The following is a 24,676-nucleotide window of genomic DNA, read 5'->3' on the forward strand; positions in this document are numbered from 1 at the left end:
ATGGCGCCTGAACCATCGCTATCGCGAGCAAGCTCGCTCCCACAAGGGGCATATGTTGCAAACACTATTTGTGTCACACAACAAATCCCCTGTGGGAGCGAGCTTGCTCGCGATGGCGTCAGTTCAGGCGACACCTATTCTGGATCAGTCTTCCAGCAGCTCTTCAGCCTGGCCCAGGATGTTTTCCAGGGTGAAGCCGAACTCTTCGAACAGTGCCGAAGCCGGAGCCGATTCGCCGTAGGTGGTCATGCCGATCACGCGACCTTCCAGACCCACGTACTTGAACCAGAAGTCGGCGTGTGCCGCTTCGATCGCGATACGCGCGCCAACCTGCAACGGCAGGACCGATTGCTTGTAGCTGGCGTCCTGAGCATCGAACGCGCTGGTGCATGGCATGGAAACCACGCGCACCTTGCGGCCTTGCTCGGTCAGTTTGTCGTAGGCCTGAACGGCCAGACCGACTTCCGAACCGGTGGCGATCAGGATCAGCTCAGGCTCGCCTGCACAGTCCTTCAGTACATAACCGCCACGGCTGATGTTGGCGATCTGGCCGGCATCACGGGTTTGGTGTTGCAGGTTCTGACGCGAGAAGATCAGCGCCGACGGGCCGTCCTTGCGCTCCAGGGCGTTTTTCCAGGCCACGGCCGATTCAACGGCATCGGCTGGACGCCAGGTGTCGAGGTTCGGCGTGCTGCGCAGGCTGGTCAGTTGCTCGATCGGCTGGTGCGTCGGGCCGTCTTCGCCCAGACCGATGGAGTCGTGGGTGTAGACGTGGATGACACGCTGCTTCATCAGAGCGGACATGCGCACCGCGTTGCGGGCGTACTCCATGAACATCAGGAAGGTCGCGCCGTAAGGCACCAGACCGCCGTGCAGGGCAACGCCGTTCATGATGGCGGTCATGCCGAATTCGCGCACGCCGTAGTACATGTAGTTGCCGCTGGCGTCTTCGGCGCTGACGCCTTTGCAGCCTTTCCACAGGGTCAGGTTGGAACCGGCCAGGTCGGCCGAACCGCCCAGCACTTCCGGCAGCAGCGGGCCGAACGCGTTCAAGGTGTTCTGGCTGGCCTTACGGCTGGCGATGGTTTCGCCTTTGGCCGCAACGTCGGCGATGTAGGCGTCAGCCTTCTCGGAGAAGTCGGCCGGCAGCTCGCCGCTCAGGCGACGGATCAGTTCATTGGCTTCGGTCGGGAATGCGGCGGAGTAAGCAGCGAAACGCTGATCCCACTCGGCTTCGAAAGCGCGGCCTTTTTCCTTGGCGTCCCACTCGGCATAGATGTCGGCCGGGATTTCGAACGGGCCGTGGTTCCAGTTCAGCGCCTGACGGGTCAGGGCGATTTCCGCGTCACCCAGCGGGGCGCCGTGGCAATCTTCCTTGCCTTGCTTGTTCGGCGAACCGAAACCGATGGTGGTCTTGCAGCAGATCAGGGTCGGCAGCGGGCTCTTGCGAGCGGTCTCGATGGCGGTCTTGATCTCTTCCGGATCGTGACCGTCGACATTGCGGATCACTTGCCAGTTGTACGATTCGAAGCGCTTGGGCGTGTCGTCGGTGAACCAGCCTTCGACTTCGCCGTCGATGGAGATGCCGTTGTCATCGTAGAAGGCGATCAGCTTGCCCAGGCCCAGAGTGCCGGCCAGGGAAGCGACTTCGTGGGAAATGCCTTCCATCATGCAGCCATCACCCAGGAACACGTAGGTGTGGTGGTCGACGATGTTGTGGCCGGGACGGTTGAACTGGGCGCCCAGTACCTTTTCTGCCAGGGCGAAGCCCACGGCGTTGGCCAGACCCTGACCCAACGGGCCGGTGGTGGTTTCAACGCCCGGGGTGTAACCGAATTCCGGATGGCCGGGGGTGCGGCTGTGCAATTGACGGAACTGCTTCAGGTCGTCGATCGACAGGTCGTAACCGGTCAGGTGCAGCAGCGAGTAGATCAACATCGAGCCGTGGCCGTTGGACAGCACGAAGCGGTCACGGTCGGCGAACGATGGATTGCTCGGGTTGTGCTTGAGGTAGTCGCGCCAAAGCACTTCGGCGATATCTGCCATACCCATGGGGGCACCGGGATGGCCGCTGTTGGCTTTTTGCACGGCATCCATGCTGAGGGCACGAATGGCGTTGGCACGCTCACGACGGCTAGGCATCGCTGATCTCCTGGGTGTGAATAGATTGAAACGGAAAAAAGGAGGGCATTTTCCCTCACCCGAGCGCCTCGGGGCAATGACAGATAGTCATCCGGAGGCGTTTTTCCAATGGATAACATCGGTTTCGGCGGGTGAAACCTTTCCGCTGTTCGTTTGTAGAGTTAACCGGGCGGTGAGAAGTGCAATCGGATGCGCCATCCATCGAGCAATATCAAAACTTTTTGATATAGACCTTGCGATGCCTTCCGGCCGTCACTAGACTGCCAGCCCTATGAACTTACGTGTGCCTTCCATTCGCCATGACGATTGCGACGAGCTGGCGGCCCTGTGCAAGGCCGGCGGCGATCCACTGCGGCTGAATGTATTGCGCGCCCTGGCCAACGACTCGTTCGGCGTTCTGGAACTGGCGCAGATTTTCGATATCGGCCAGTCCGGCATGAGCCATCACCTTAAAGTGCTGGCGCAGGCGGATCTGGTGGCGACTCGCCGCGAAGGCAATGCGGTTTTCTATCGCCGCGCCCTGCCCCACACCGAGTTGCTGGGCGGCAAGTTGCACACTGCATTGTTAGAAGAAGTCGACAATCTGGCGCTGCCGGCCGACGTGGAAACCCGGATCGCAAAGGTTCACGGGCAACGCGCTGCCAACAGCCAGGACTTTTTTGCCCGGGTCGCGGAGAAATTCCGCGCCCAGCAGGATTTGATTGCCGGCCTGCCGCAGTACCGTGAAAGCGTGCTGGCCCTGCTCGACAAACTGAATTTCAATGGCGCAGCCACGGCCATTGAAGTCGGCCCCGGCGATGGTGCATTCCTGCCGGAACTGGCGCGCCGCTTCGGCACCGTAACCGCACTGGACAACAGCGCGGCGATGCTCGAACTGGCCCGTCAGGTATGTGAACGTGAACAGCTGGCTAACGTCAGCCTGCAATTGGCCGATGCATTGAATGGCGTGAGCCTTCAGGCCGATTGCGTGGTGTTGAACATGGTGTTGCACCATTTCGCCGCGCCGGCCGAAGCGCTCAAGCACATGGCCAGCCTGCTGCAACCGGGCGGTAGCCTGCTCGTGACAGAGTTATGTAGCCACAACCAGAGTTGGGCCAGGGAGGCCTGCGGTGATCTGTGGTTGGGGTTTGAACAGGACGATCTGGCCCGTTGGGCCACCGCTGCGGGACTCGTTCCCGGGGAAAGCCTCTATGTAGGCTTACGTAATGGTTTCCAGATTCAGGTCCGCCATTTTCAGCGACCGGCTGGCGACACTCACCATCGGTAAATTCAGGAAAACATCGAGATGAGCGAATACTCCCTCTTCACCTCCGAGTCCGTGTCTGAAGGACATCCGGACAAAATCGCCGACCAGATTTCCGATGCAGTGCTGGACGCCATCATCGCCCAGGACAAGCACGCACGCGTTGCGGTGGAAACCCTGGTCAAGACTGGCGTGGCCATCGTTGCCGGTGAAGTGACCACCAGCGCCTGGGTCGACCTGGAGCAGATCGTTCGTGACGTGATTTGCGACATCGGCTACACCAGCTCCGACGTTGGCTTCGACGGCGCGACCTGCGGCGTGATGAACATCATCGGCAAGCAGTCCCCTGACATCAACCAGGGTGTTGACCGTGCCAAGCCTGAAGATCAGGGCGCCGGCGACCAGGGCCTGATGTTCGGCTACGCCAGCAACGAAACCGACGTGCTGATGCCAGCACCGATCACCTTCTCGCACCAACTGGTGCAGCGTCAGGCCGAAGCCCGCAAGTCGGGTCTGCTGCCTTGGCTGCGCCCGGACGCCAAGTCGCAAGTGACCTGCCGTTACGAAGGCGGCAAGGTTGTCGGCATCGACGCCGTGGTGCTGTCGACCCAGCACAACCCTGAAGTGTCGTACAACGACCTGCGCGAAGGCGTGATGGAGCTGATCGTCAAGCACGTGCTGCCTGCCGAACTGCTGAGCAAGGACACCCAGTTCCACATCAACCCGACCGGCCAGTTCATCATTGGCGGCCCGGTGGGTGACTGCGGCCTGACCGGTCGCAAGATCATCGTCGACAGCTACGGCGGCATGGCTCGTCACGGCGGCGGCGCGTTCTCCGGTAAAGATCCATCCAAGGTTGACCGTTCGGCTGCCTACGCTGGCCGTTATGTTGCCAAGAACATCGTGGCTGCCGGCTTGGCCGAGCGTTGCGAGATTCAGGTTTCCTACGCGATCGGCGTGGCCCAGCCTACCTCGATCTCGCTGAACACCTTCGGCACCGGCAAGATCAGCGATGACAAGATCATCAAACTGGTCCGCGAAGTGTTTGACCTGCGTCCATACGCGATCACCACCATGCTCGACCTGCTGCACCCGATGTACCAGGAAACCGCAGCCTACGGCCACTTCGGTCGTGCTCCGCAGACCAAGACTGTTGGCGAAGACACCTTCTCCACGTTCACCTGGGAAAAAACCGACCGCGCCGACGCTCTGCGCTCCGCTGCCGGCCTGTAATTTTCCTGGCGGTACAGGAAGCCCCGCACGGTTCGCCGTGCGGGGCTTTTTCATTCGTACTCCGTGGGAGCGAGCTTGCTCGCGAAGAGGCCCGAATCAGCGACATCACATTCGGACTGGAAACAGCTCGCAAAACACCCATCTCTCTCAACAACAAATCCTCGCCTAGCCTTCAAGCATCTACCTGAGCAAGGACGCTCACGATGCTTGCCACACTGCGCCTGTTTTTGTTTTTCCTGCCGGTTTTCCACCTCAATACCTTCGCTGCCACCTGCCCGGACTGGCCCGCCGACCGGGCATCGAGCGAAGTCGCCGCCCTGCAACAACAGATCGACCGTTGGGACGACGCCTATCATCGCGAAGGTCGATCAGTGATCGCCGATGAGCTGTACGATCAGTCACGCCTGCGCCTGAACCAATGGCGCCGATGCTTCAAACTTCCTTCACCACCCGAGCCGTTGCGCACTGCATCAGGCCCGGTGGCGCACCCTGTCGCCCACACCGGCCTGGACAAACTTCATGACGCTGCGGACATCGCGATCTGGCTGCGCAACCGCCAAAACGTCTGGATACAACCCAAGGTCGATGGCGTGGCGGTCACCCTGATCTATCGCGACGGCCGGTTGCATCAGGCAATCAGTCGCGGGGATGGCATTCGCGGGCAGGACTGGACGGCTTCGGCCAAAAAGATCGGAGCCATTCCGCAACAGCTGACGCAACCACAGGATCTGCTGGTGCAAGGCGAACTTTACTGGCGCTTGAACGGACACATGCAGGCACGCGCCGGCGGCGCCAATGCCCGCGCCACCGTGGCCGGCCTGCTGGGGCGCAAGGATCTCGACGCGGAACATGCCGCCGGCATCGGGCTGTTTGTCTGGGACTGGCCGCAAGGGCCTGAGGACTCGCCAGAGCGAATCGCGGCCCTGGCGCAATTCGGCTTTCCCCCCACCGAACCCTACACCCAGGCCGTCGCCAGCCTGAACGACGCGCAACGCTGGCGCGATCACTGGTATCGCTCGCCATTGCCATTCGCCACGGACGGCGTGGTTCTGCGCCAGAGCCAGCGACCGCCCGCCGAACGCTGGCAGGCTCGTCCGCCCTACTGGGCTGTCGCCTGGAAATACCCTTTTGCCCAGGCGCTGGCAGATGTACGCAAGGTGAATTTCAAGATCGGCCGCACCGGGCGCATCACGCCGGTGCTTGAACTGTCGCCGGTAACGCTCGATGACCGGCAGATCAAACGGGTCAGCGTCAGTTCGCTCAGGCGCTGGCAGGATCTGGACATTCGCCCCGGCGATCAGGTGGCAATCAGCCTGGCCGGGCTGACGATTCCGCGACTCGACAGCGTAGTGCTGCGCAGCAAGGAACGCGCCGATCTGAACGTTCCGCTGGCCAGCGACTTTCATGCCCTGAGCTGCTGGCAACCGACGCCGGGCTGCGAAAGCCAGTTCCTCGCGCGCCTGACCTGGCTCAGCGGGAAACAGGGGCTGGCCCTGCCCCATGTCGGTCGCGGTACCTGGGAGAAACTTCTCGAAACAGGCCGCCTGAACAGCCTGCTGGATTGGTTGACCCTCGACGGGCCGGAGCTTGCTAACATTGCCGGTCTCGGCGAGCGCAGCAGTGCCCGCCTGCTGCACAGTTTTCACAGCGCCCGCCAACGGCCGTTTCTACAGTGGCTCAAAGCCCTGGGATTGCCACCGACCGGTCAGGCAACACTCGCCGATTCGTGGCAGGCGCTGGCACAACGCAACACCGAACAATGGCAGGCAGAAGCCGGGATCGGCCCGGGCCGCGCGGCGCAATTGAGCGCCTTTTTTCGCGACCCGCAGGTACTGGCCCTGAGTGAAACCCTGCAAGCCGCCGGCGTCGACGGCTTCTGAACATGCAATCCCCGGCCCGCCGGGAACCCAATGTCCGCCGGAGCGCTCCAACAGCGCAGTGCTTTACCGACCCGATTGCCTTTGCACATGGAGCTTTTATGAAATTTCTCGCACCGCTCGCCCTGCTGTCTTTCTGCGCAGTCCTCGCCGCTCCCGTGATGGCCGACGAAGACGCGCCGGGCCTGACCGGTTGTGCCGCCAAGAAGCAGGGCATCATCAACCAGATCGAACAGGCCAAGTCCCGAGGCAACACCGACCAGCAGGCCGGCCTCGAAACCGCCCTGCGCGAAGTCACCGAACACTGCACCGACGCCGGTCTGAAGAAAGAACGCGAAAACAAGGTACTCGATGCCAAGCACGAAGTGAGCAAGCGCCAGGCCGATCTGGACAAGGCCATGAAGAAAGGCGATCCGGAGAAGATCGACAAGCGCAAGAACAAACTCGCCGAATCGCGCAAGGAATTGCAGGACGCGCTGGACGAACTCGACAAGTAACCGCCAATGCGTTGAATGTGATGCCCTCTTCGCGAGCAAGCCCGCTCCCACATCAGACCGGGTTGCTCAGGTGAATACGGTCAAGTGTGGGAGCGGGCCTGTTCGCGAAGGCGTTCACTCAAACAACAGAAATCAATGGTCCCGAAATTCTTTATGGCAGGCACTGCAGGCATCTTCGACTTTCTGCACGGCCGGCCCCAGGTTACTGGCCTTGTAGGGTTGAACCTTGCTGGCGATCACCAGTTCACCGGTAGCCGCTTCAAGGGTGCGGGCCATTTCCTGGAAGCGGGCCTGTTTTTGCCAGACATCGTCCTTGGCGCTGGTGTGATCTTCCTCGCGCACCTGCGGGAAATGTTTCCACGGTTCATGGGACAACGCATCGAGCTTGACCGCACCTTCCGCAAATTTCGGCCCGTCGAAAGCAATGCGCCCGCGCAGCATGCCACCCAGGTCTTCGCTGGTCTTGAGCATCTGTTTGAAGATCGCCTTGCGCTGACCCAGCGGGGAATTCGGGTCGACACCGCCACAGGCGGACAGGGTCAGGCAGGCCAGCAATACAACAGAAATTCTTTTAAGAGTCATGGTGGCTTCAGATCACGGAAATCGGCGGCCAGTATCCTCGGGTCACCGCCAAACACCAATAGCCCTATTAACAATAAGGGTTGCTTGAGCGCATGGAGCACTTCTGCAACCGGCACAGGAAATTCTCCATGAACAGCCGTTTCAAGGCCTGGCGTCATCCGCTTATCGCTATCCTCCCGCTCTTGGCGGTCCTCGCCGGCTGCACCGGTGGCGACAGCGCCAAGCCGAAAACCCACGCCTTGGCCACCTACTCCAGTGCCACCTGGGACGCATTGCCGGCAGTGTCCGACAGCGATCTGGTGGCCGGTTTCGGTTCCTGGCGCAGCGCCTGCACCCGGCTCAAGGCTGATCCGGTCTGGGGCGCGACCTGCGCGGCAGCCGCCAATGTGCCGCAAAGCGCCGGCGACATCCGCGCCTTCCTCAAGCAGAACCTCGACGTCTTCGGCCTGCGCGCCGAGAACGACAACCCCAACGGCCTGATCACCGGCTACTACGAACCGGTCTATCCCGGCAGCCTGACGCAGACCGCCACCGCCAACGTGCCGGTGTATGGCGTGCCCGAGGACATGATCATTGTGTCGCTGGACAGTATTTACCCGGAACTGAAAGGCAAGCGCCTGCGCGGCCGCCTCGAAGGTCGCGTGCTCAAGCCTTACGACGACGCGGCGACCATCGAAAGCCAGGGCGTCAAGGCGCCGGTCGTGGCTTGGTTGACCGACCCGATGAACCTGCAATTCCTGCAGATTCAGGGTTCGGGGCGGATTCAGACCGATGACGGCCGCCAACTGCGTATCGCCTACGCTGACCAGAACGGTCACCCGTACCGGCCGATCGGCCGCTGGCTGGTGGAACAGGGCGAGCTGAAAAAAGAAGAAGTGACCATGGGCGCAATCAGCGACTGGGCCAAGGCCAACCCGTCGCGCATTCCGGAACTGCTGGCGAGCAACCCGAGCTACGTGTTCTTCACCCGCAACCCGGACAGCAACGAAGGCCCGCGCGGCTCGCTGAATGTGCCGCTGACCGCCGGTTACAGCGCGGCAGTGGATCGCAAGGTGATTCCGCTGGGCAGCCTGTTGTGGCTGTCGACCACTCGCCCGGACGGCACGCCGCTGGTGCGCCCGGTGGCCGCGCAGGACACCGGCGGCGCGATTGCCGGCGAAGTTCGCGCGGATCTGTTCTGGGGCACCGGCGATGCCGCTGGACAACTGGCCGGCGACATGAAGCAGCAAGGGCAGATCTGGATGCTCTGGCCAAAAGGCGCGGCGCTGCCGCAAGTGCCGCAGGTGGCCGACAAGCCGTAGGCACAATGCAAAAGATCGCAGGCCTCGTCAGCCTGCGATCTTTCACGGTTCAGACCGACACGAAGAAGAAACTGGCAATAAGCCCCATCCCGACGAACCACACCAGCGACCGCAGCATCGCCCAGTCCGCCAGATAGCAAATGATGTAGAGCAGGCGACTGGTGATGAACAGCACCGCCAGCACATTGACCGTTACCAGCTCCGCAGTGCCCACCAGGTGCGCGACGATCACCGCCGTCGCAAACGCCGGGGTCACTTCAAAACTGTTCAGTTGCGCCGCATGGGCACGGCGCGCCACGCCATCCACGCTGTCCAGAAAGTCCCGGGGATCATGATTGTCCCGCAGCCTGAAACCACCCGAGGCCTTGGCCACGACGGTGCACAGATAGGGCAGAAAGATCGCGATCAACACACACCACAGAGCCACCGTCATAACGCCGTCCTTCTTTCGAGTTTTAGAGTTGCCGGGCGGTCAGAGCTTCATCACCAGCATGCCGACCAGCACCAGCCCACAGGCTAAGAGCCGTGGCCGGCCGAAAGGTTCTTTCAGGTATCGCATGCCGAACAGCACCACCAGGATCACGCTGATTTCACGCAATGCCGCCGCTTCGGCAATCGAACCCAACTGCATCGCCCACAGCACCAGAGCGTAGCTGAACAACACGCAGAACCCGACCGCCAGACCCAGCCTCCATTGCTCGCGCCAGAACAGCCTGAACGCCGGACGTTTGGCCACCCACGCCAGCAACGGAAACGGCCAGGCACTGAGCAGTGTGACCCAGACCAGGTAATCCAGCGGATGCGACCAGCGCCGCAACGCCTGGCCATCGATGTAGGTGTAGCAGCCGATGCACAAGCCGATCAGCGCCACTACCGGCAGCATCGACCACGGCAGGTGTTTCCCGCCGCCGCCCTGCCAAAGCAGGCAGGCCATGCCCAGCGGGATCAACAGGATCCCGAAGATCTGCTGGGTGGTCAGCACTTCGCCGGCGAAGATCAGGGTCAGCGCCAGCACGACCAGCGGCGACAATCCGCGCATCAATGGATAGACCAGCCCCAGGTCGCCGACCCGATAGGCCTGGATCAACAGGTAGCGATAAAGCAGCTCGAACGCCGCCGACGCCAGAATCCACGGCCAGATCTCCGGCGGCGGCAGGCTGATGAAAGGGAATGCCAGCGCGACGAACAACAGTGCCACGGTGTCCATGCAGGCCACCACCAGCAGCCGCTCGGCACTGAATTTGATCAACGTATTCCACGCTGCATGCAACAGCGCCGCCACCAACACCAGAGCTGTCGCCAGCACGTGCCACTCCTTGCTTCTTGTTATTGAGACTGAGCCAATTAGTCAGATTATTGATTCGCGATGTGTCAGCAGCTGTTTATACTGCAAGCGACCACGCCGCACTCAGTTGCGCACAGACAAATTCCAATAATTCCTGCCTGTCCCGTTCTCGTCCGAGAGCGGTCGACGGCCTGCGTATGCCTGATCAAAGCGTCAAGACTAACGACAGAGACCTTGCGCATGCCACTCGCCTTGCTTGCACTCGCTGTTGCCGCTTTCGGCATCGGCACCACTGAATTCGTCATCATGGGCCTGCTGCCCGATGTCGCCCGCGACCTCGCGGTGAGCATTCCCCACGCCGGCCTGTTGATCACCGGCTACGCCCTGGGCGTGGTGTTCGGTGCGCCGATCCTGGCGATCGGCACCGCCAACATGCCGCGCAAGGCCACACTGCTGGGCATGACGCTGATGTTCATCCTCGGCAACGTGCTGTGCGCACTGGCGCCGAACTACGCGACACTGATGGCGGCGCGGGTGGTGACTGCGTTGTGCCACGGGGCGTTCTTCGGCATCGGTTCGGTGGTGGCCGCCGGGCTGGTCGCGCCGAACAAACGGGCGCAGGCAATTGCAATGATGTTCACCGGCCTGACCCTGGCCAACGTCCTCGGTGTACCACTGGGCACTGCGCTCGGCCAGTACGCAGGCTGGCGCTCGACCTTCTGGGCGGTCTCGGTGATCGGTGTGATCGCCGCCCTCGCCCAGTGGCTGTGGTTGCCGAAACATATCCCGATGGACAAGGCCAACCTCGCCAGCGAATTCAAAGTGCTGGGCAAGGTCAACGTGTTGCTGGCGCTGGGCATGAGCGTGCTGGCCTCCACCAGCCTGTTCAGCGTGTTCACCTACATCGCGCCGATTCTGCAGGACATCACCGGCGTCAGCCCCCACGGCGTGACTGTGATGCTGTTGTTGTTCGGCGTCGGCCTGACCGGCGGCAGCATGCTCGGCGGTCGCCTGGCCGACAGTCGCCTGCTGCCGTCGCTGGTGGGTGTCGCGCTGGCGGTGGTGGTGATTCTGGCGGCGTTCAGCCAGACCAGTCGAGCGGTGGTTCCGGCGGCGGTCACGCTGGTGCTGTGGGGGATTTTTGCCTTCGCCCTGTGCCCGATCCTGCAACTGCTGATCATCGATCAGGCGCATGAAGCACCGAACCTCGGTTCGACCCTGAACCAGAGCGCGTTCAACCTCGGCAATGCCGCCGGCGCGTGGATCGGCGGGCTGGTGGTCGCCAGCGGTGCGGACCTGGCCGACTTGCCGTGGACCGGCGCGCTGGTGGGTGTGCTGACCGTGCTGACGGCGCTGTTTTTCATCTACCTGCAACGTCGGGGTGTCGCTGCGGTCAATGTGTCCGGCTGATTTCCCCGGGGACACCATTGTGTCCCCACCCGGCGTCAGCCCATCCAACCCTTGCGTCCTTGCGCGGGCGCGCTGTCTTTCACCCCCCATCCAAAGGACTCCGGATGCTTGAACTCGTTGCCGCTTTCATCTGCCTGACCACCCTCCTCACCTTCGTCAATTTCCGTTTCATCGGCCTGCCCCCAACCATCGGCGTGATGGTGACTGCACTGATGTTTTCCCTGTTGCTGCAAGGCCTGAGCCTGCTCGGTTACCCCGGTCTCGAAGAGCGCGTACAGCAGCTGATCGGCCAGATCGACTTCGGCGATCTGCTGATGAACTGGATGCTCTCGTTCCTGCTGTTCGCCGGCGCCTTGCACGTCAACCTGAGCGACCTGCGCAGCTACCGCTGGCCCATTGGTCTGCTGGCGACCTTCGGCGTACTGATCGCCACTGCCGTGATCGGCAGCCTCGCCTATTACATTTTTGCCCTGTTCGGCTGGCACGTGAGCTTCCTCTACTGCCTGTTGTTCGGCGCACTGATTTCCCCGACCGACCCGATCGCGGTACTCGGCGTGCTGCGTACGGCCAACGCCTCGAAGCCGTTGAAAACCACCATCGTCGGCGAATCGCTGTTCAACGACGGCACCGCCGTGGTGGTGTTCACCGTGTTGCTGGGCATCGCGCAATTGGGCGAAACCCCGACCGTCGGCGCCACGGCCATGCTGTTTGCCCATGAGGCCATTGGTGGCGTGCTGTTCGGCGGGCTGATCGGTTATCTGGTGTACCTGATGATCAAGAGCATCGAGCAGCACCAGATCGAAGTCATGCTGACCCTGGCGCTGGTGATCGGCGGTTCGGCGATGGCCACCGAGCTGCACGTCTCGGCGCCGATTGCGATGGTGGTTGCCGGTTTGATCATCGGTAACCTCGGCCGCAACCTGGCGATGAACGACATGACGCGCAAATACCTGGACGGGTTCTGGGAATTGCTCGACGACATGCTCAACGCCCTGCTGTTCGCGCTGATCGGGATGGAGCTGTTGCTGCTGCCGTTCAACTGGCTGCATGTGGCGGCGGCGACTCTGCTGGCGCTGGCGATTCTGCTGTCGCGCCTGCTCACCGTGGCCCCGGCCATCGTCTTGCTACGGCGCTGGCGCACGGTGCCGCGCGGCACGATCCGGATCCTGACCTGGGGTGGTTTGCGCGGCGGTGTTTCGGTGGCACTGGCCCTGGCCCTGCCGCTGGGCCCGGAGCGCGATCTGCTGCTGAGCATCACCTACATCGTGGTGCTGTCGTCGATCCTGTTGCAGGGCCTGACCATCGGCAAACTGGTCAAGCATGCAACGCGCGACGAGCCGGCGACCGCTGCCGGACCGGCGCACCACTGATCATTTTTTGATCTGCTGCGGATCGGGCTTTTCGGCCTGATCCGCAGACTCTTTCGGAGCGCCGCTTTCACTGCGGATCTGCGCATGACTGATCAGGGCGAAGATGAAACTGCCGCCGATGATGTTCCCCGCCAGGGTCGGCCCGGCAAACACCGCCCAGAAATCACTCCACGGCAGCTCGCCGGCAAACACCAGATAGGACACCTCCGCCGAACCCACCACGATGTGCGTGAAATCGCCCAGCGCCATGAGATAGGTGATGAGGATGATGATCCACATCTTCGCGCTCTCCATGGACGGAATCATCCAGACCATGGTGGCGATCATCCAGCCAGAAACGATGCCCTTGGCGAACATCTGACTCGCGTGGTTCTCCATGACCTTGCGGCCGATTTCGAGAAAGGCTTCATCGGTCTTGCTGTCGAAGATCGGCAGTTCAAGCATCACGTACGCCACCAGAATCGTGCCGCACAGGTTGCCGAACAGCACGACAGTCCAGAGCCGGATCAATCGGCCGAAATTGCCGAACGTCGGTTTGGTCATCACCGGCAGCACGGCGGTCAGGGTGTTTTCGGTAAACAGTTGCTGGCGGGCGAGGATCACTGCGAGAAAGCCTGCGCAGTAGCCGAAGCTGGCGATCACCTTGAATTCTTCGCCCTCGGGCAGACGCGAATTGAGCAGGCCCATGCCCATCAGCGACAGGCCCATGGTCAGCCCGGCGGCCAGCGCCGACCACCACAGCGCGGCAATGCTGCGCTCCAGTTCCTGGTCGCCCTGTTTGCGGATGATTTCATGCAGAACCGCCGCGCGGGGCGGCTGGCTTTTCTCGACTTCGTGTTGTTCCTTGGCCGAGAGGTCGGGGGTCTTGCCGTCTGTTGGTGTGGTCATGGCGGGAAACCGGTGGCGGAGTCATAAGGCTACGACACGCGCCGCTCGGCTTCCGTTCGCCGGTCAGACGCGATTACTCGGTAACGGGCACGTCATCCTTGAACTGGTCTTTGACGTATCTGATTTCGGTCCGCCCGTGCGGCGCCGGCAGACCGTCTTCGCCGAGGTTGACGAAGACCATTTTCTCGACGGTCAGGATGCTTTTGCGGGTGATCTTGTTGCGCACTTCGCAGGTCAGGGTGATCGAGGTACGGCCGAACTCGGTGGCGGTGATGCCCAGCTCGATGATGTCGCCCTGGCGTGAAGCGCTGACGAAGTTGATTTCGGAAATGTACTTGGTCACCACACGCTGGTTGCCCAGTTGAACGATCGCGTAGATCGCCGCTTCTTCGTCGATCCAGCGCAGCAGGCTGCCGCCGAACAGGGTGCCGTTGGGGTTGAGGTCTTCGGGTTTTACCCACTTGCGGGTGTGGAAATTCATCTTCACTCCTGAGCGTCTTGCCGAATGATGGCGCCATCTTGGCAGACTGAGCGGTCATGCTCCATGAGGCTTCTACTATGGTCGCGATTGGCGATCTTCATCCGGCCGACAGAAACCCTTTGGAAGATCAGTCTAGACGGCTATAATCGCCCCCGTTTCAAAACGGTAACCTTCACTTGATACCGTTTTCCCGCCACCTGTCCGAGGGGCGCTGCAGCAGGTTCAACCTGTCAGGCTCGGATGGGGCGTTGGCCGGCTTGCGCCGGACACTAAACGCACAACGGCGCCCATTCGCATACATTACGAATGGAGGCTCTTCATGAGCGCTGTTATCACGCCTGCAGATTTTAACGATTACAAAGTTGCCGACATGTCCCTGGCTGCCTGGGGCCGTCGCGAAACCATCATCGCCGAGTCGGAAATGCCGGCCCTGATGGGTCTGCGCCGCAAGTACGCTTCCGAGCAGCCTTTGAAAGGCGCAAAAATCCTCGGCTGCATCCACATGACCATTCAGACCGCCGTGCTGATCGAAACCCTGGTTGCCCTGGGTGCCGAAGTGCGCTGGTCGTCCTGCAACATCTTCTCGACTCAGGATCAGGCCGCTGCTTCCATCGCCGCTGCCGGCATCCCGGTTTTCGCCTGGAAAGGCGAGACTGAAGAAGAGTACGAGTGGTGCCTGGAGCAAACCATCCTGAAGGATGGCCAGCCATGGGACGCCAACATGATCCTCGACGACGGCGGCGACCTGACCGAGCTGCTGCACAAGAAATACCCACAGGTTCTGGACCGCGTTCACGGCGTGACCGAAGAAACCACCACCGGCGTACACCGTCTGCTGGACATGCTGGCCAAGGGCGAGCTGAAAATCCCGGCGATCAACGTCAACGACTCGGTGACCAAGTCCAAGAACGACAACAAGTACGGCTGCCGTCACAGCCTGAACGACGCCATCAAGCGTGGCACCGACCACCTGCTGTCCGGCAAGCAAGCGCTGGTCATCGGTTACGGTGACGTGGGCAAGGGCTCGGCCCAGTCCCTGCGTCAGGAAGGCATGATCGTTAAAGTCTCCGAGGTCGACCCGATCTGCGCCATGCAGGCCTGCATGGACGGTTTCGAACTGGTTTCGCCGTTCATCGACGGTATCAACGACGGCACCGAAGCGAGCATCGACAAAGCGCTGCTGGGCAAGATCGACCTGATCGTGACCACCACCGGTAACGTCAACGTTTGCGACGCAAACATGCTCAAAGCCCTGAAGAAGCGCGCCGTTGTCTGCAACATCGGTCACTTCGACAACGAAATCGACACCGCTTTCATGCGCAAGAACTGGGCATGGGAAGAAGTGAAGCCACAGGTACACAAGATCCACCGTACCGGCCCGGGCGCTTTCGACGCTCAGAATGACGACTACCTGATCCTGCTGGCCGAAGGCCGTCTGGTGAACCTGGGCAACGCCACCGGTCACCCGAGCCGCATCATGGACGGTTCGTTCGCCAACCAGGTTCTGGCGCAGATCTTCCTGTTCGGCCAGAAGTACGCCGACCTGTCGCCAGCCCAGAAAGCCGAGCGTCTGACCGTTGAAGTACTGCCGAAGAAACTCGACGAAGAAGTAGCCCTGGAAATGGTTCGCGGCTTCGGCGGCGTGGTCACCAAACTGACCAAGCAACAGGCTGACTACATCGGCGTGACCGTCGAAGGCCCGTTCAAGCCGCACGCATACCGCTACTAAGACAAGAGCAGCTGCGAGCTACAAGCTTCAAGCGGCAAGCAAGGTCAAAAGCCGGACTTGCCGTGCGAAGCTTGAGAGCTCTGCCCCTATTTCAAAACAGTTTCAGGCAGCAGGTTTCACGCACGAGAGATCAGCGCACCTCCGCTTCTTTCGCAGCGTGTAACTTGCCGCTCGTAACTGGAGGCTCCCTCCATGTCCCAAGAACGCCGCTACAGCTTCGAGTTCTTCCCGACCAAGACCGATGCTGGGCATGAAAAACTGCTCGCCACTGCCCGTCAGCTGGCCACCTACAACCCTGACTTCTTTTCCTGCACCTACGGCGCGGGCGGTTCGACCCGTGACCGCACGCTGAACACCGTGCTGCAGCTGGAAAGCGAAGTCAAAATCCCCGCCGCCCCGCACCTGTCGTGCGTCGGCGACAGCAAGGACGACCTGCGCGGCCTGCTGAACGAGTACAAGGCTGCCGGCATCAAGCGCATCGTCGCCCTGCGTGGCGACCTGCCGTCCGGCATGGGCATGACCAGCGGCGAGCTGCGTCACGCCAATGAACTGGTTGAATTCATTCGTGAAGAAACCGGCAATCATTTCCACATCGAAGTCGCCGCTTATCCGGAGATGCATCCGCAAGCGCGCAACTACGAAGACGATCTCGCCAACTTCGTGCGCAAGGCCCGCGCCGGCGCCGACAGCGCGATCACCCAGTACTTCTTCAACGCCGACAGTTACTTCTACTTCGTCGACCGTTTGCAGGCGCTGGGCGTGGACATCCCGGTCGTGCCGGGGATCATGCCAATCACCAACTACAGCAAACTCGCGCGCTTCTCCGATGCCTGCGGTGCGGAAATCCCGCGCTGGATCCGCAAGCAGCTGGAAGCCTACGGCGATGACAGCCAAAGCATTCAGCGCTTTGGCGAACAGGTCGTCACCGAGATGTGCGAACGCCTGCTGCAAGGCGGCGCGCCTGGCCTGCACTTCTATTCCATGAACCAGGCCGAACCGAGCCTGGCAATCTGGAACAACCTGAAGTTGCCGCGCTAAAAAGACGTAACCGCAGGACCAGGAGATCGCAGTTGCGACAGCGCTTTCAGCGTTTTCGCCGCTGCGATCTTTTGCTTTTAACGCCCGAAACAGAGCTTCTGCGGCCAGTTTCTGGCTCTTTGCCGTTTCTCGTCGTAATCTCAAGCCATGCCTTTGATCACGCAGTTATTCGCCGTGCTGGTTTTTGCTTGCCTGAGCTTTGCGGCTCGGGGCGAGAAGCTGCGTATCGTCACCGAACCGTGGGCGCCGTACGTCTATGAACAGGGCGGCAAGAACCTCGGACTGGACTACGAAACCACCGCCATTGTGTTCAAGCGCCTGGACATCGAAGTCGAATGGCAGTTCCTGCCCTGGAAACGCTGCCTGTCGATGCTCGAAACCGGCCAGGCCGACGGCGCGCTGGACATCTTCCACAGCGACGAACGCGACGCCACCCTGCTTTACCCGAGCGAACCACTGTCGGACGTCGAGTTCGTGATGTTCTATGCCAACGACCGGCCGCACCCTTTTCACAGCCTTGAAGACCTCAAGGGCCTGACCGTCGGCACCTCGCCGGGCTATCTCTACAGCTCCGACTTTCGCGAATCGACCCTGTTCACCCGCGAGCCGGCCCCGACCCACGAAGCCAACTTCGGCAAACTGGTGCGCGGGCGTATCGACCTGCTGATCACGGATCGCCGGGTGGGCCAGCATTTGCTCGATGAGTTGGGCATTCGCGACAAAATTACCGAAAATCCGACCGTCATCAGCCGCCAGAGCCAGTTTCTGGCCGTGCGGCGCAATGCCGGGATGGATCTGCTGGTGCAGCGCTTCGGCGCCGAGCTCAAGCGTTTCAAGCGCGAACCGGCCTACGCCGAGCTCAGCGCCCGCTACGGCGCGGCCCCCGCCCTGGCGGCGCCGCTGGGCAACGCCACCGCCAGCGGCAAAACCGTTGAGCAGCAGGAAAGCGGCGCGCAGTGATTGCTCTGTTATACTCCGGCGTTCCCGCCAGGCTCACGCCCGGACGCCCGGAACCGTAACAGGCCTCCCGACCCGCTACAGCGCAGCTTCTCAGCCCGCGCGAGCACTCCGGACGTGCCTTCGGAACCGCAGCAGGACCGGACGGGATTGCGTCCTCTTAAACGCCATTCGCGCCAGGCAAGACTCCCATTGGGCCAAGCCCTAACTGAAACAGGATTACTCATGTCCTTTGCTTCCCTCGGTCTCTCCGAGGCTTTGGTCCGCGCTATCGAAGATGCGGGCTATACCGAGCCTACTCCGGTGCAACAGCGGGCCATCCCCGCCGTGTTGCAAGGTCGCGACCTGATGGTTGCGGCACAGACAGGTACCGGTAAAACCGGCGGTTTCGCCCTGCCGATCCTCGAGCGGCTGTTCCCCAACGGCCACCCGGACAAATCCCAGCGTCACGGCCCGCGCCAACCGCGCGTGCTGGTCCTGACCCCGACCCGCGAACTCGCGGCCCAGGTTCACGACAGCTTCAAGATCTACGCCCGTGACCTGAAATTCGTCAGCGCGTGCATCTTCGGCGGCGTCGGCATGAACCCGCAGGTTCAGGCCATGTCCCGCGGCGTGGACGTCCTCGTTGCCTGCCCGGGTCGTTTGCTCGACCTGTGCGGCCAGGGCAGCGTCGATCTGTCCCACGTTGAAATTCTCGTGCTCGACGAAGCCGACCGCATGCTCGACATGGGCTTCGTCCATGACGTGAAGAAAGTCCTCGCGCGCCTGCCGGCCAAACGCCAGAACCTGCTGTTCTCGGCGACCTTCTCCAAAGACATCACTGACCTTGCCGGCAAGCTGCTGCACAACCCGGAACGCATCGAAGTGACGCCGCCGAACACCACGGTCGAGCGCATCGAACAACGCGTCTTCCGTCTGCCAGCCAGCCACAAGCGTGCACTGCTGGCCCACCTGATCACCGCCGGCGCGTGGGAACAGGTGCTGGTGTTCACCCGCACCAAGCACGGCGCCAACCGTCTGGCCGAGTATCTGGACAAACACGGCCTGCCGGCTGTGGCGATCCACGGCAACAAGAGCCAGAACGCTCGCACCAAAGCCCTGGCCGACTTCAAGGCGAATCAGGTGCGCATCCTGGTAGCGACCGACATCGCGGCTCGCGGTCTGGACATCGACCAGTTGCCACACGTGGTCAACTACGAACTGCCGAACGTCGATGAGGACTACGTGCACCGCATCGGCCGTACCGGCCGTGCCGGCCGTTCGGGCGAGGCGATCTCGCTGGTCGCGCCGGACGAAGAAAAGCTGCTGAAAAGCATCGAACGCATGACCAAGCAGAAAATCGCCGACGGCGACCTGATGGGCTTCGATGCCTGCACCATCGAGGCCGAGAAGCCGGAAGCCCGTGAACGTCCGGACATGCGCAACCCGCGCAACGCCCGTGGTCCACGCGGCGACGGCCCGAATGGTGGCGGTGGCGGCGGCGGTCGTAAAGACAAAGGCAAAGACAAGGGCAAGGAAAAACCGGCCGGCGAACGCGGTGAGCGTGGCGAGCGTGGTGAACGTCCTGCCCGTCAACAAAAGCCGCGCGAAGGCACCCAGGCTCGCGAACAACGCCAGCCGAGCCAGCCGCCACGCATCCCGGCAGATCGCGCTCCGGATGAATTCCTCGACGACGATATCGATAATTTCGGCAACCGCGTTGACTACGTGCCGAAGCAGGCTCCGGCCGGTGGCCGTGGTCGCCGTCCTGGCGGTCAGGGCCAGGGCGCAGGTTCGGGCGCGCCACGCGGCGGTCAGTCGCAAGGTCGCCAGAACGGCCCGCGCAACAGCAACGGTTCGAGCACCGGCACCCCGCCAGGCAAACGCAACGGCCCGCGCAATGGCGCCCCGCGTGACGGCCAGGGTCGTCGCGATGAAAACTCGCGCAACCGCCGCCCGGCCCGTGACGATCAGCAACGCGCTGAACCGGCCGTGCAGAACCCACGCAGCAGCGGGCCGAAGATCATGCACAAGGAATCGAAAGCCGACCGCTTCCCGACGCCTGAGCAGCTGGATCAACTGCCAAGCCGCCCACGCGGTGAAAAACCGGCCTTGCTGACCCGCAATCGCTGAGTTTTCGACTGCTATGAAAAATGCCCTGGCCTGAAAACCGGGGCATTTTTTTGTGCGTCGCCGAGACGAGCGTTGCCGAAGGCAATAAAAAAACGCCCCCGGTCGCAAGACCGCGGGCGTTTTTGTGTGTCAGGCGAAAATTACTTCGCTTTGACACCTTCAAACGAGATGTACAGGTCGACGTTGTCGGACTGTGGACCCAGATCCATCATCTTGCCGAAATCAGAGCGCTTGATGCTGGTAGTGCCTTCGAAGCCGGCACGGTAGCCGCCCCATGGATCCTTGCCTTCACCCAGGAAAGTGGCCTTGACCACGATCGGCTTGGTCACGCCGTGCAGGGTCAGGTCGCCGGTGACGTCAGCCGTGTCTTTGCCAGCGGCGTTCTTGCCGGTGGATTTGACGCTGGTGGAAACGAACTTGGCGTCGGCGAATTTGCCCACATCCAGGAAGTCTTTGCTGGCGATGTGCTTGTCACGCTCGGCGTGGTTGGTGAACACGCTGGCGGTCTTCACGTCGAATTCGATCTTGCTGTCTTCAGGCTTGGCAGCGTCGAAGCTGAACTTGCCGCTGATGTCCTTGAAGGTACCCGTGATGTAGCTGTAGCCCAGGTGGCTGATCTTGAAGTCGACGAAGGCGTGCTGGCCTTCTTTATCAACCACGTAGTCAGCGGCCATCACGTTGGCGGACAGAACGGCGGAACCGATTGCCAGAGCGGCCAGAGTCTTTTTCAACATGCTTTGTTTTCCTTTGGAGTCGAGGTTGAACATCAGGCTTTGCGTCCCAGCATTCGTGTCAGGGTCGCATCACGATCGATAAAGTGGTGCTTCAATGCTGCCAACGCATGAAGGCCGGAAAAAATTACCAGCGCCCACGCCAGCCAGAGATGAATCACACCGGCGGTATCTGCCTGATCCGGTAGTCCGGAAACCAGTGCAGGAACTTCAAACAGGCCAAACACCGGGATCCCGACACCGTCTGCGGTGGAAATCAGGTAACCGGCAATCATCACGGCAAACAGACCGAAGTACAGAAATGCGTGGCCGAACTTCGCGCCGAGGCGCGTCATGCGGCTGTAGCTTTCCAGCGACGGCGGCGGCGGACTGACAAAGCGCCACAACACCCGCAACACCATCACCCCCAGCAGCACCAGACCGATGCTCTTGTGCAGATCCGGCGCGTCTTTGCGCCAGGTGCTGTAGTAATCCAGCCCCACCATCCACAAGCCCAGCGCAAACAGCCCGAAGACCGCCAGCGCCACACCCCAGTGCATGAAGATGCTGACCCAACCGTAGCGCGAAGAAGAGTTACGTAGCTGCATTGCCCAAATCCTGTGAGAACTGCGAACCAAGACTAGCGAGTTATCTATCGAATTAAAGCGGAAAATTTTGCTTTGAAATATCGAGAAATACGATCAAGAGTCTGGAAGTGGCGTGTTAAGGAAAGATTAAAGGCGATTTTGCCCAGGTGCGGTTGAGAAAGGGCTGGCAGACCCTCCCCCCATTTCTGCGGCGTGATACGAGGCATGGACCTCGCCGCTCCGCTCGCAGAGACGGCCACGTAGGACAAACATTAACGATATATATGTATTGCAGATTGCGAATTTGCCCATGTTCAAATGAAAACTCAGGCATTCATTTGACAGGTGAAAACATGGCTCTACGATACATTCCTTTTCAAGCAAGTGGATCATCGGTACTACCTCCCAATCAAACAATGACAGCGGGGCAATATCTTCAATCCGAAAACGGCCGATTCCGTTTACTATTACAAAGTGATGGAAATCTAGTAATTAAAGATGGAGAAGCCGTGATCTGGATTGCAGATAGCAATCAGGCTTACAGTAAAACACTCCATCAAAAGAGAATGCGCGAACCTCTGCAATTCGTCATTAGTAACAACGGATTCCTATATGATCCTTCCCGAAGGCGTTTATGGATCGCGGAAGGCAACCACAGTACTGATAAATCGCTTTGGTACAACGCTCACCTCATCCTGCAGGATGATGGAAATCTAGTCATCTATGACGGACGGACTGGGAAACTTAGCTGGGCCCGCTGGGGGTTTGTCCCCGGCAGATTTCCTAAGCCAAGGCCTCTCAAGATCTTGTCTGAAGGCATTCCAATATTCATATGGAATTTCCCATAAAATACGCCCTCTGAGCGCTTCAATTAATAGTCAAAGAGTATTCAGCTAATTTACCGAGCACTCCGGTTTAAATGGATCAATCTTGCATTTATGTGCTAACTCGAAATCATTCCTGGGAATCATCGGGATTTTCAATGGGTCTCTGCACTCACCCAATACGCACCCAGAAAGTGCAACTGACAGGATCAACAATATTGTAAATTTCATAGATGCTCCAAGTTTTTATGGAGCCTATGGCGTACGGCGAGCTGCAAGCAATCAATCCCTTCCGAATAATTTGTGGGATGTTTCCGATTGCTTTGAAAGATCACCGGCACTGCTCAAAAAAACGTAATAACCAAGCATCTGATAGTGGATAAACGCGAAAAAAAACGCGGCCCGTATGGCCGCGCTTTTTATTGAAGCAAAGGCTTACTGAGCCTTCGTATCAGTGGTTGCCGCCGGTTTGGCCGCTGGCTTCTTCGCCGGTTCAGCTTTTTTCACCGCAGGTTTGGCTGCAGGTTTTTTCGTTTCGGTCTTGGCCGCCGGTTTCTTCGCTGCAGGCTTGGCTGGCGCTTTCTTCGCCGGCTCGGCCTTCACCGGAGCCGCTGGCTTCGGTGCTTCTACCGGGGCTGGCGCAGGCGCCGGGGTCGGTGCAGGGGCTGGAGCGGCTGGAGCAGGTGCCGGCTCTGGCGCTTTTACTGGCTCTGGTTTTTTGTCGTCGTCCGAACCACCGAACAGGTTGGTGAAGAAGTTGCCTTTCTTCGCTGCCGTGGCCGCACCCGCTGCACCTGCCGCCGCGGCTGCGGTGGCCGCTGCCGGGCCGACCTTGATCGGTTCGAAGGATTTGCCTGCCGCCAGGTCTTCAACCTGACTGGCCGCGCGCTGGCCGGTGCGCAGCGCGCCTTCCAGGGTGCCTGGGTACAAGGTGTCGGTGTGTTCGCCGGCAAACGCTACGCGTTGCAGTGGACGTTCCCACAGGCGCCAGAATTTGCTGATCTGGCCAGGACCGAAGGCCAGGTAAGAGCCGCCAGTCGACGGGTCGGTGCTGTAACGACGGATTTCATAGCCGGTGAACGAGCCACGGGCCTGTGGATAAAAGGCGTGAAGACGGATCAGTACCTGATCGACCATCTGCTTGTCGCCAAAGGCCTGCATGACGCGGGCATTGTCGCCGGACAGGTTGATCACCACGTTGGCGCCGCCCTTCAGGGCTGGCTCGATCCACAACATGCCCAGGCCGGTGTTGCTGTAGATCTCGCCGGACATCCGCGCCTTGCTTTCCCACACCGGCGTCTTGAACTTCAACATGATCTGGTCGCGCCAGCCGTAGTTGGTGCCCTTGATCGCGGCCAGGTGCTGGGCATCCAGCGCCGGGGTCAGCTGGATCTTGTTGAGGGCGCGCAACGGCACCGCCAGCACGACGTAATCCGCCTGGTAGCCAACGCTGCCGACCTTGACGGTGACGCCATCCTTGTCCTGGGTGATGGCGGACACCGGCGAGTTGGTCTTGATGGTTTTCAGCTGTTTGACGAAGGCCTGGGCCAGCACCGGGCTGCCGCCGACCAGACGCGAAGCGCGCAGGTCACGGTCGGACACGCCGCGATACACCCGGCTCTGCTGCGCGAAATACAGCAGCGACAGACGCGAAGGCTCGTCGTAGTGGGTGCGGATATCCTGGTTGATCAGCTGACGCGCAGTGGCCGGCAGATTCTGCTTGTCGAGCCAGCTCGAGACGTTGATCTGGTCCAGGGCGTGCAGGGTGTTGGTCGCCGCCGGATTCTGCGGGTCGTCGATCGAGCGCGCCAGATCGTCACGGGTTTTCTCGTAGCGCTTGAGCGCTTCGGCCGTGGCCGGTTGTTTGGTGGTGAGGTCGGCGGCGGAGAAATACTCGCCGTCGATCAGGTAACCAGGAGTCCGCACGAATTCAGGGGCTGGCGTGGTGTTCAGCTTGAAGGTCGACACGTACTTGTTCAGCACCGGTTGAGTCTTGTCGTTGCCTATCCACTCGCTGGTGGCCATGCCCGAGCGACCGCCCAGGCTCGGTTTGGCTTCGAGCAGCGTGACTTGCCAGCCCTTGTTCTGCAGTTCGTAAGCCGCCGTCAGGCCCGACAGGCCGCCGCCGATCACGATTGCGGTTTTATCCTTGGCCAGCGCCGTAACGCTAAACAGCCCCAACACCACTAGCGCACAGGCGCGCAGCCAACCGACAGACATTCAGCGAACTCCGGAAAAACACGTAGGAAAATGCAGTTTTGCGGGTCATACGACCCAAAGAATCGCGAAGAATACGTCAGCCATCAAAACGCCGCCAGCGACGTCTATCGGCCCGTACAAAGTAGCTCAATCGACACAATGGGTTGTTCCGGCGCGATGCATTGCATAGGCTTGCGCGATTGTTTGCCCG

The 24,676-nt window shown here is 60.8% G+C and carries 21 protein-coding genes and 1 riboswitch; of the genes, 12 read left to right on the forward strand and 9 right to left on the reverse strand.

The window, feature by feature from the left end; genetic code table 11:
• Window positions 1–144 precede the first annotated feature (144 nt).
• On the reverse strand, window positions 145–2,142 hold the full coding sequence (gene tkt, locus I5961_RS26340; protein ID WP_227233755.1) for a transketolase: 1,998 nt from the start codon (window positions 2,140–2,142) through the stop codon (window positions 145–147).
• A gap of 271 nt (window positions 2,143–2,413) precedes the next feature.
• On the opposite strand from tkt, the gene I5961_RS26345 reads away from it, so the two are divergent.
• The 4 genes from I5961_RS26345 to I5961_RS26360 all read left to right on the forward strand — a co-directional run bounded on the left by I5961_RS26345 (window position 2,414) and on the right by I5961_RS26360 (window position 6,992).
• A complete protein-coding gene (locus I5961_RS26345; protein WP_085697812.1) occupies window positions 2,414–3,409 on the forward strand; it encodes an ArsR/SmtB family transcription factor in 996 nt (331 codons plus the stop codon).
• A gap of 18 nt (window positions 3,410–3,427) precedes the next feature.
• Window positions 3,428–4,618 (forward strand): methionine adenosyltransferase, encoded by a 1,191-nt coding sequence (gene metK / locus I5961_RS26350; protein ID WP_011336330.1) that lies wholly within the window; start codon window positions 3,428–3,430, stop codon window positions 4,616–4,618.
• A 203-nt stretch (window positions 4,619–4,821) separates the two neighbouring features.
• Complete coding sequence (ligB, locus tag I5961_RS26355) at window positions 4,822–6,498, forward strand: NAD-dependent DNA ligase LigB (protein ID WP_227233757.1); 1,677 nt, start codon at window positions 4,822–4,824, stop codon at window positions 6,496–6,498.
• A 98-nt stretch (window positions 6,499–6,596) separates the two neighbouring features.
• The gene (locus I5961_RS26360; RefSeq protein ID WP_085697814.1) at window positions 6,597–6,992 is read left to right on the forward strand and encodes a DUF1090 domain-containing protein; all 396 of its coding nucleotides are present in this window, start codon (window positions 6,597–6,599) and stop codon (window positions 6,990–6,992) included.
• A 132-nt stretch (window positions 6,993–7,124) separates the two neighbouring features.
• On the opposite strand, the gene I5961_RS26365 is transcribed toward I5961_RS26360, so the two are convergent.
• Window positions 7,125–7,574 carry a c-type cytochrome gene (locus I5961_RS26365; RefSeq protein ID WP_085697815.1) on the reverse strand — a complete coding sequence of 150 codons (450 nt, stop codon included), beginning with the start codon at window positions 7,572–7,574 and terminating at the stop codon, window positions 7,125–7,127.
• Window positions 7,575–7,702: 128 nt separating this feature from the next.
• On the opposite strand from I5961_RS26365, the gene I5961_RS26370 reads away from it, so the two are divergent.
• Window positions 7,703–8,875 carry a murein transglycosylase A gene (locus I5961_RS26370; protein WP_227233758.1) on the forward strand — a complete coding sequence of 391 codons (1,173 nt, stop codon included), beginning with the start codon at window positions 7,703–7,705 and terminating at the stop codon, window positions 8,873–8,875.
• Window positions 8,876–8,924: 49 nt separating this feature from the next.
• Here the strand turns inward: I5961_RS26370 and I5961_RS26375 are convergent, their stop codons facing one another.
• Window positions 8,925–9,308 carry an MAPEG family protein gene (locus tag I5961_RS26375; RefSeq protein ID WP_085697817.1) on the reverse strand — a complete coding sequence of 128 codons (384 nt, stop codon included), beginning with the start codon at window positions 9,306–9,308 and terminating at the stop codon, window positions 8,925–8,927.
• Between the two features lie 39 nt (window positions 9,309–9,347).
• Entirely contained in the window at window positions 9,348–10,181 is an 834-nt protein-coding gene (locus tag I5961_RS26380) for an EamA family transporter (RefSeq protein ID WP_085697818.1), read from the reverse strand.
• A 219-nt stretch (window positions 10,182–10,400) separates the two neighbouring features.
• On the opposite strand from I5961_RS26380, the gene I5961_RS26385 reads away from it, so the two are divergent.
• Window positions 10,401–11,570, forward strand: coding sequence for an MFS transporter (locus I5961_RS26385; protein ID WP_085702887.1), 1,170 nt, complete (start codon window positions 10,401–10,403; stop codon window positions 11,568–11,570).
• Window positions 11,571–11,674: 104 nt separating this feature from the next.
• Complete coding sequence (locus I5961_RS26390; RefSeq protein ID WP_227233760.1) at window positions 11,675–12,940, forward strand: cation:proton antiporter; 1,266 nt, start codon at window positions 11,675–11,677, stop codon at window positions 12,938–12,940.
• Here the strand turns inward: I5961_RS26390 and I5961_RS26395 are convergent, their stop codons facing one another.
• The gene (locus tag I5961_RS26395) at window positions 12,941–13,828 is read right to left on the reverse strand and encodes a formate/nitrite transporter family protein (RefSeq protein WP_227233761.1); all 888 of its coding nucleotides are present in this window, start codon (window positions 13,826–13,828) and stop codon (window positions 12,941–12,943) included. It abuts the gene before it with no gap.
• A gap of 73 nt (window positions 13,829–13,901) precedes the next feature.
• Window positions 13,902–14,309, reverse strand: coding sequence for an acyl-CoA thioesterase (locus tag I5961_RS26400; RefSeq protein WP_011336338.1), 408 nt, complete (start codon window positions 14,307–14,309; stop codon window positions 13,902–13,904).
• Window positions 14,310–14,506: 197 nt separating this feature from the next.
• A riboswitch (S-adenosyl-L-homocysteine riboswitch) is annotated at window positions 14,507–14,605 on the forward strand.
• Window positions 14,606–14,628: 23 nt separating this feature from the next.
• Between I5961_RS26400 and ahcY the strand changes: the two genes are divergently transcribed.
• From ahcY to I5961_RS26420, 4 genes are all read left to right on the forward strand, one after another.
• Complete coding sequence (ahcY, locus tag I5961_RS26405) at window positions 14,629–16,038, forward strand: adenosylhomocysteinase (protein WP_085697822.1); 1,410 nt, start codon at window positions 14,629–14,631, stop codon at window positions 16,036–16,038.
• Between the two features lie 192 nt (window positions 16,039–16,230).
• The gene (gene metF / locus I5961_RS26410) at window positions 16,231–17,076 is read left to right on the forward strand and encodes a methylenetetrahydrofolate reductase [NAD(P)H] (protein ID WP_085697823.1); all 846 of its coding nucleotides are present in this window, start codon (window positions 16,231–16,233) and stop codon (window positions 17,074–17,076) included.
• Window positions 17,077–17,223: 147 nt separating this feature from the next.
• A complete protein-coding gene (locus I5961_RS26415) occupies window positions 17,224–18,036 on the forward strand; it encodes a substrate-binding periplasmic protein (protein ID WP_227233763.1) in 813 nt (270 codons plus the stop codon).
• A gap of 222 nt (window positions 18,037–18,258) precedes the next feature.
• Window positions 18,259–20,145, forward strand: coding sequence for a DEAD/DEAH box helicase (locus tag I5961_RS26420; RefSeq protein WP_227233765.1), 1,887 nt, complete (start codon window positions 18,259–18,261; stop codon window positions 20,143–20,145).
• A gap of 140 nt (window positions 20,146–20,285) precedes the next feature.
• On the opposite strand, the gene I5961_RS26425 is transcribed toward I5961_RS26420, so the two are convergent.
• Together I5961_RS26425 and I5961_RS26430 are read right to left on the reverse strand one after the other, a co-directional pair.
• The gene (locus I5961_RS26425; RefSeq protein WP_085697911.1) at window positions 20,286–20,879 is read right to left on the reverse strand and encodes a YceI family protein; all 594 of its coding nucleotides are present in this window, start codon (window positions 20,877–20,879) and stop codon (window positions 20,286–20,288) included.
• Between the two features lie 32 nt (window positions 20,880–20,911).
• On the reverse strand, window positions 20,912–21,463 hold the full coding sequence (locus I5961_RS26430; RefSeq protein WP_085689662.1) for a cytochrome b: 552 nt from the start codon (window positions 21,461–21,463) through the stop codon (window positions 20,912–20,914).
• Window positions 21,464–21,795: 332 nt separating this feature from the next.
• Here I5961_RS26430 and I5961_RS26435 point away from each other — a divergent pair, with 332 nt between their 5' ends.
• Complete coding sequence (locus I5961_RS26435) at window positions 21,796–22,290, forward strand: hypothetical protein (protein ID WP_227233767.1); 495 nt, start codon at window positions 21,796–21,798, stop codon at window positions 22,288–22,290.
• 411 nt (window positions 22,291–22,701) lie between these two features.
• On the opposite strand, the gene I5961_RS26440 is transcribed toward I5961_RS26435, so the two are convergent.
• Window positions 22,702–24,486, reverse strand: a complete 1,785-nt coding sequence (locus I5961_RS26440) for a flavin monoamine oxidase family protein (protein ID WP_085697827.1) — start codon at window positions 24,484–24,486, stop codon at window positions 22,702–22,704.
• Window positions 24,487–24,676 lie beyond the last annotated feature (190 nt).

Origin of the sequence: Pseudomonas sp. IAC-BECa141 (genome assembly GCF_020544405.1) — a bacterium.
GTDB lineage: Bacteria > Pseudomonadota > Gammaproteobacteria > Pseudomonadales > Pseudomonadaceae > Aquipseudomonas.

What these genes read in the sequence shown, in the direction of transcription:
- tkt (WP_227233755.1), bottom strand. Translation starts at nt 2,142, where the DNA reads ATGCCTAGCCGTCGTGAGCGTGCCAACGCCATTCGTGCCCTCAGCATG.
- I5961_RS26345 (WP_085697812.1), top strand. Translation starts at nt 2,414, where the DNA reads ATGAACTTACGTGTGCCTTCCATTCGCCATGACGATTGCGACGAGCTG.
- metK (WP_011336330.1), top strand. Translation starts at nt 3,428, where the DNA reads ATGAGCGAATACTCCCTCTTCACCTCCGAGTCCGTGTCTGAAGGACAT.
- ligB (WP_227233757.1), top strand. Translation starts at nt 4,822, where the DNA reads ATGCTTGCCACACTGCGCCTGTTTTTGTTTTTCCTGCCGGTTTTCCAC.
- I5961_RS26360 (WP_085697814.1), top strand. Translation starts at nt 6,597, where the DNA reads ATGAAATTTCTCGCACCGCTCGCCCTGCTGTCTTTCTGCGCAGTCCTC.
- I5961_RS26365 (WP_085697815.1), bottom strand. Translation starts at nt 7,574, where the DNA reads ATGACTCTTAAAAGAATTTCTGTTGTATTGCTGGCCTGCCTGACCCTG.
- I5961_RS26370 (WP_227233758.1), top strand. Translation starts at nt 7,703, where the DNA reads ATGAACAGCCGTTTCAAGGCCTGGCGTCATCCGCTTATCGCTATCCTC.
- I5961_RS26375 (WP_085697817.1), bottom strand. Translation starts at nt 9,308, where the DNA reads ATGACGGTGGCTCTGTGGTGTGTGTTGATCGCGATCTTTCTGCCCTAT.
- I5961_RS26385 (WP_085702887.1), top strand. Translation starts at nt 10,401, where the DNA reads ATGCCACTCGCCTTGCTTGCACTCGCTGTTGCCGCTTTCGGCATCGGC.
- I5961_RS26390 (WP_227233760.1), top strand. Translation starts at nt 11,675, where the DNA reads ATGCTTGAACTCGTTGCCGCTTTCATCTGCCTGACCACCCTCCTCACC.
- I5961_RS26395 (WP_227233761.1), bottom strand. Translation starts at nt 13,828, where the DNA reads ATGACCACACCAACAGACGGCAAGACCCCCGACCTCTCGGCCAAGGAA.
- I5961_RS26400 (WP_011336338.1), bottom strand. Translation starts at nt 14,309, where the DNA reads ATGAATTTCCACACCCGCAAGTGGGTAAAACCCGAAGACCTCAACCCC.
- ahcY (WP_085697822.1), top strand. Translation starts at nt 14,629, where the DNA reads ATGAGCGCTGTTATCACGCCTGCAGATTTTAACGATTACAAAGTTGCC.
- metF (WP_085697823.1), top strand. Translation starts at nt 16,231, where the DNA reads ATGTCCCAAGAACGCCGCTACAGCTTCGAGTTCTTCCCGACCAAGACC.
- I5961_RS26415 (WP_227233763.1), top strand. Translation starts at nt 17,224, where the DNA reads ATGCCTTTGATCACGCAGTTATTCGCCGTGCTGGTTTTTGCTTGCCTG.
- I5961_RS26420 (WP_227233765.1), top strand. Translation starts at nt 18,259, where the DNA reads ATGTCCTTTGCTTCCCTCGGTCTCTCCGAGGCTTTGGTCCGCGCTATC.
- I5961_RS26425 (WP_085697911.1), bottom strand. Translation starts at nt 20,879, where the DNA reads ATGTTGAAAAAGACTCTGGCCGCTCTGGCAATCGGTTCCGCCGTTCTG.
- I5961_RS26430 (WP_085689662.1), bottom strand. Translation starts at nt 21,463, where the DNA reads ATGCAGCTACGTAACTCTTCTTCGCGCTACGGTTGGGTCAGCATCTTC.
- I5961_RS26435 (WP_227233767.1), top strand. Translation starts at nt 21,796, where the DNA reads ATGGCTCTACGATACATTCCTTTTCAAGCAAGTGGATCATCGGTACTA.
- I5961_RS26440 (WP_085697827.1), bottom strand. Translation starts at nt 24,486, where the DNA reads ATGTCTGTCGGTTGGCTGCGCGCCTGTGCGCTAGTGGTGTTGGGGCTG.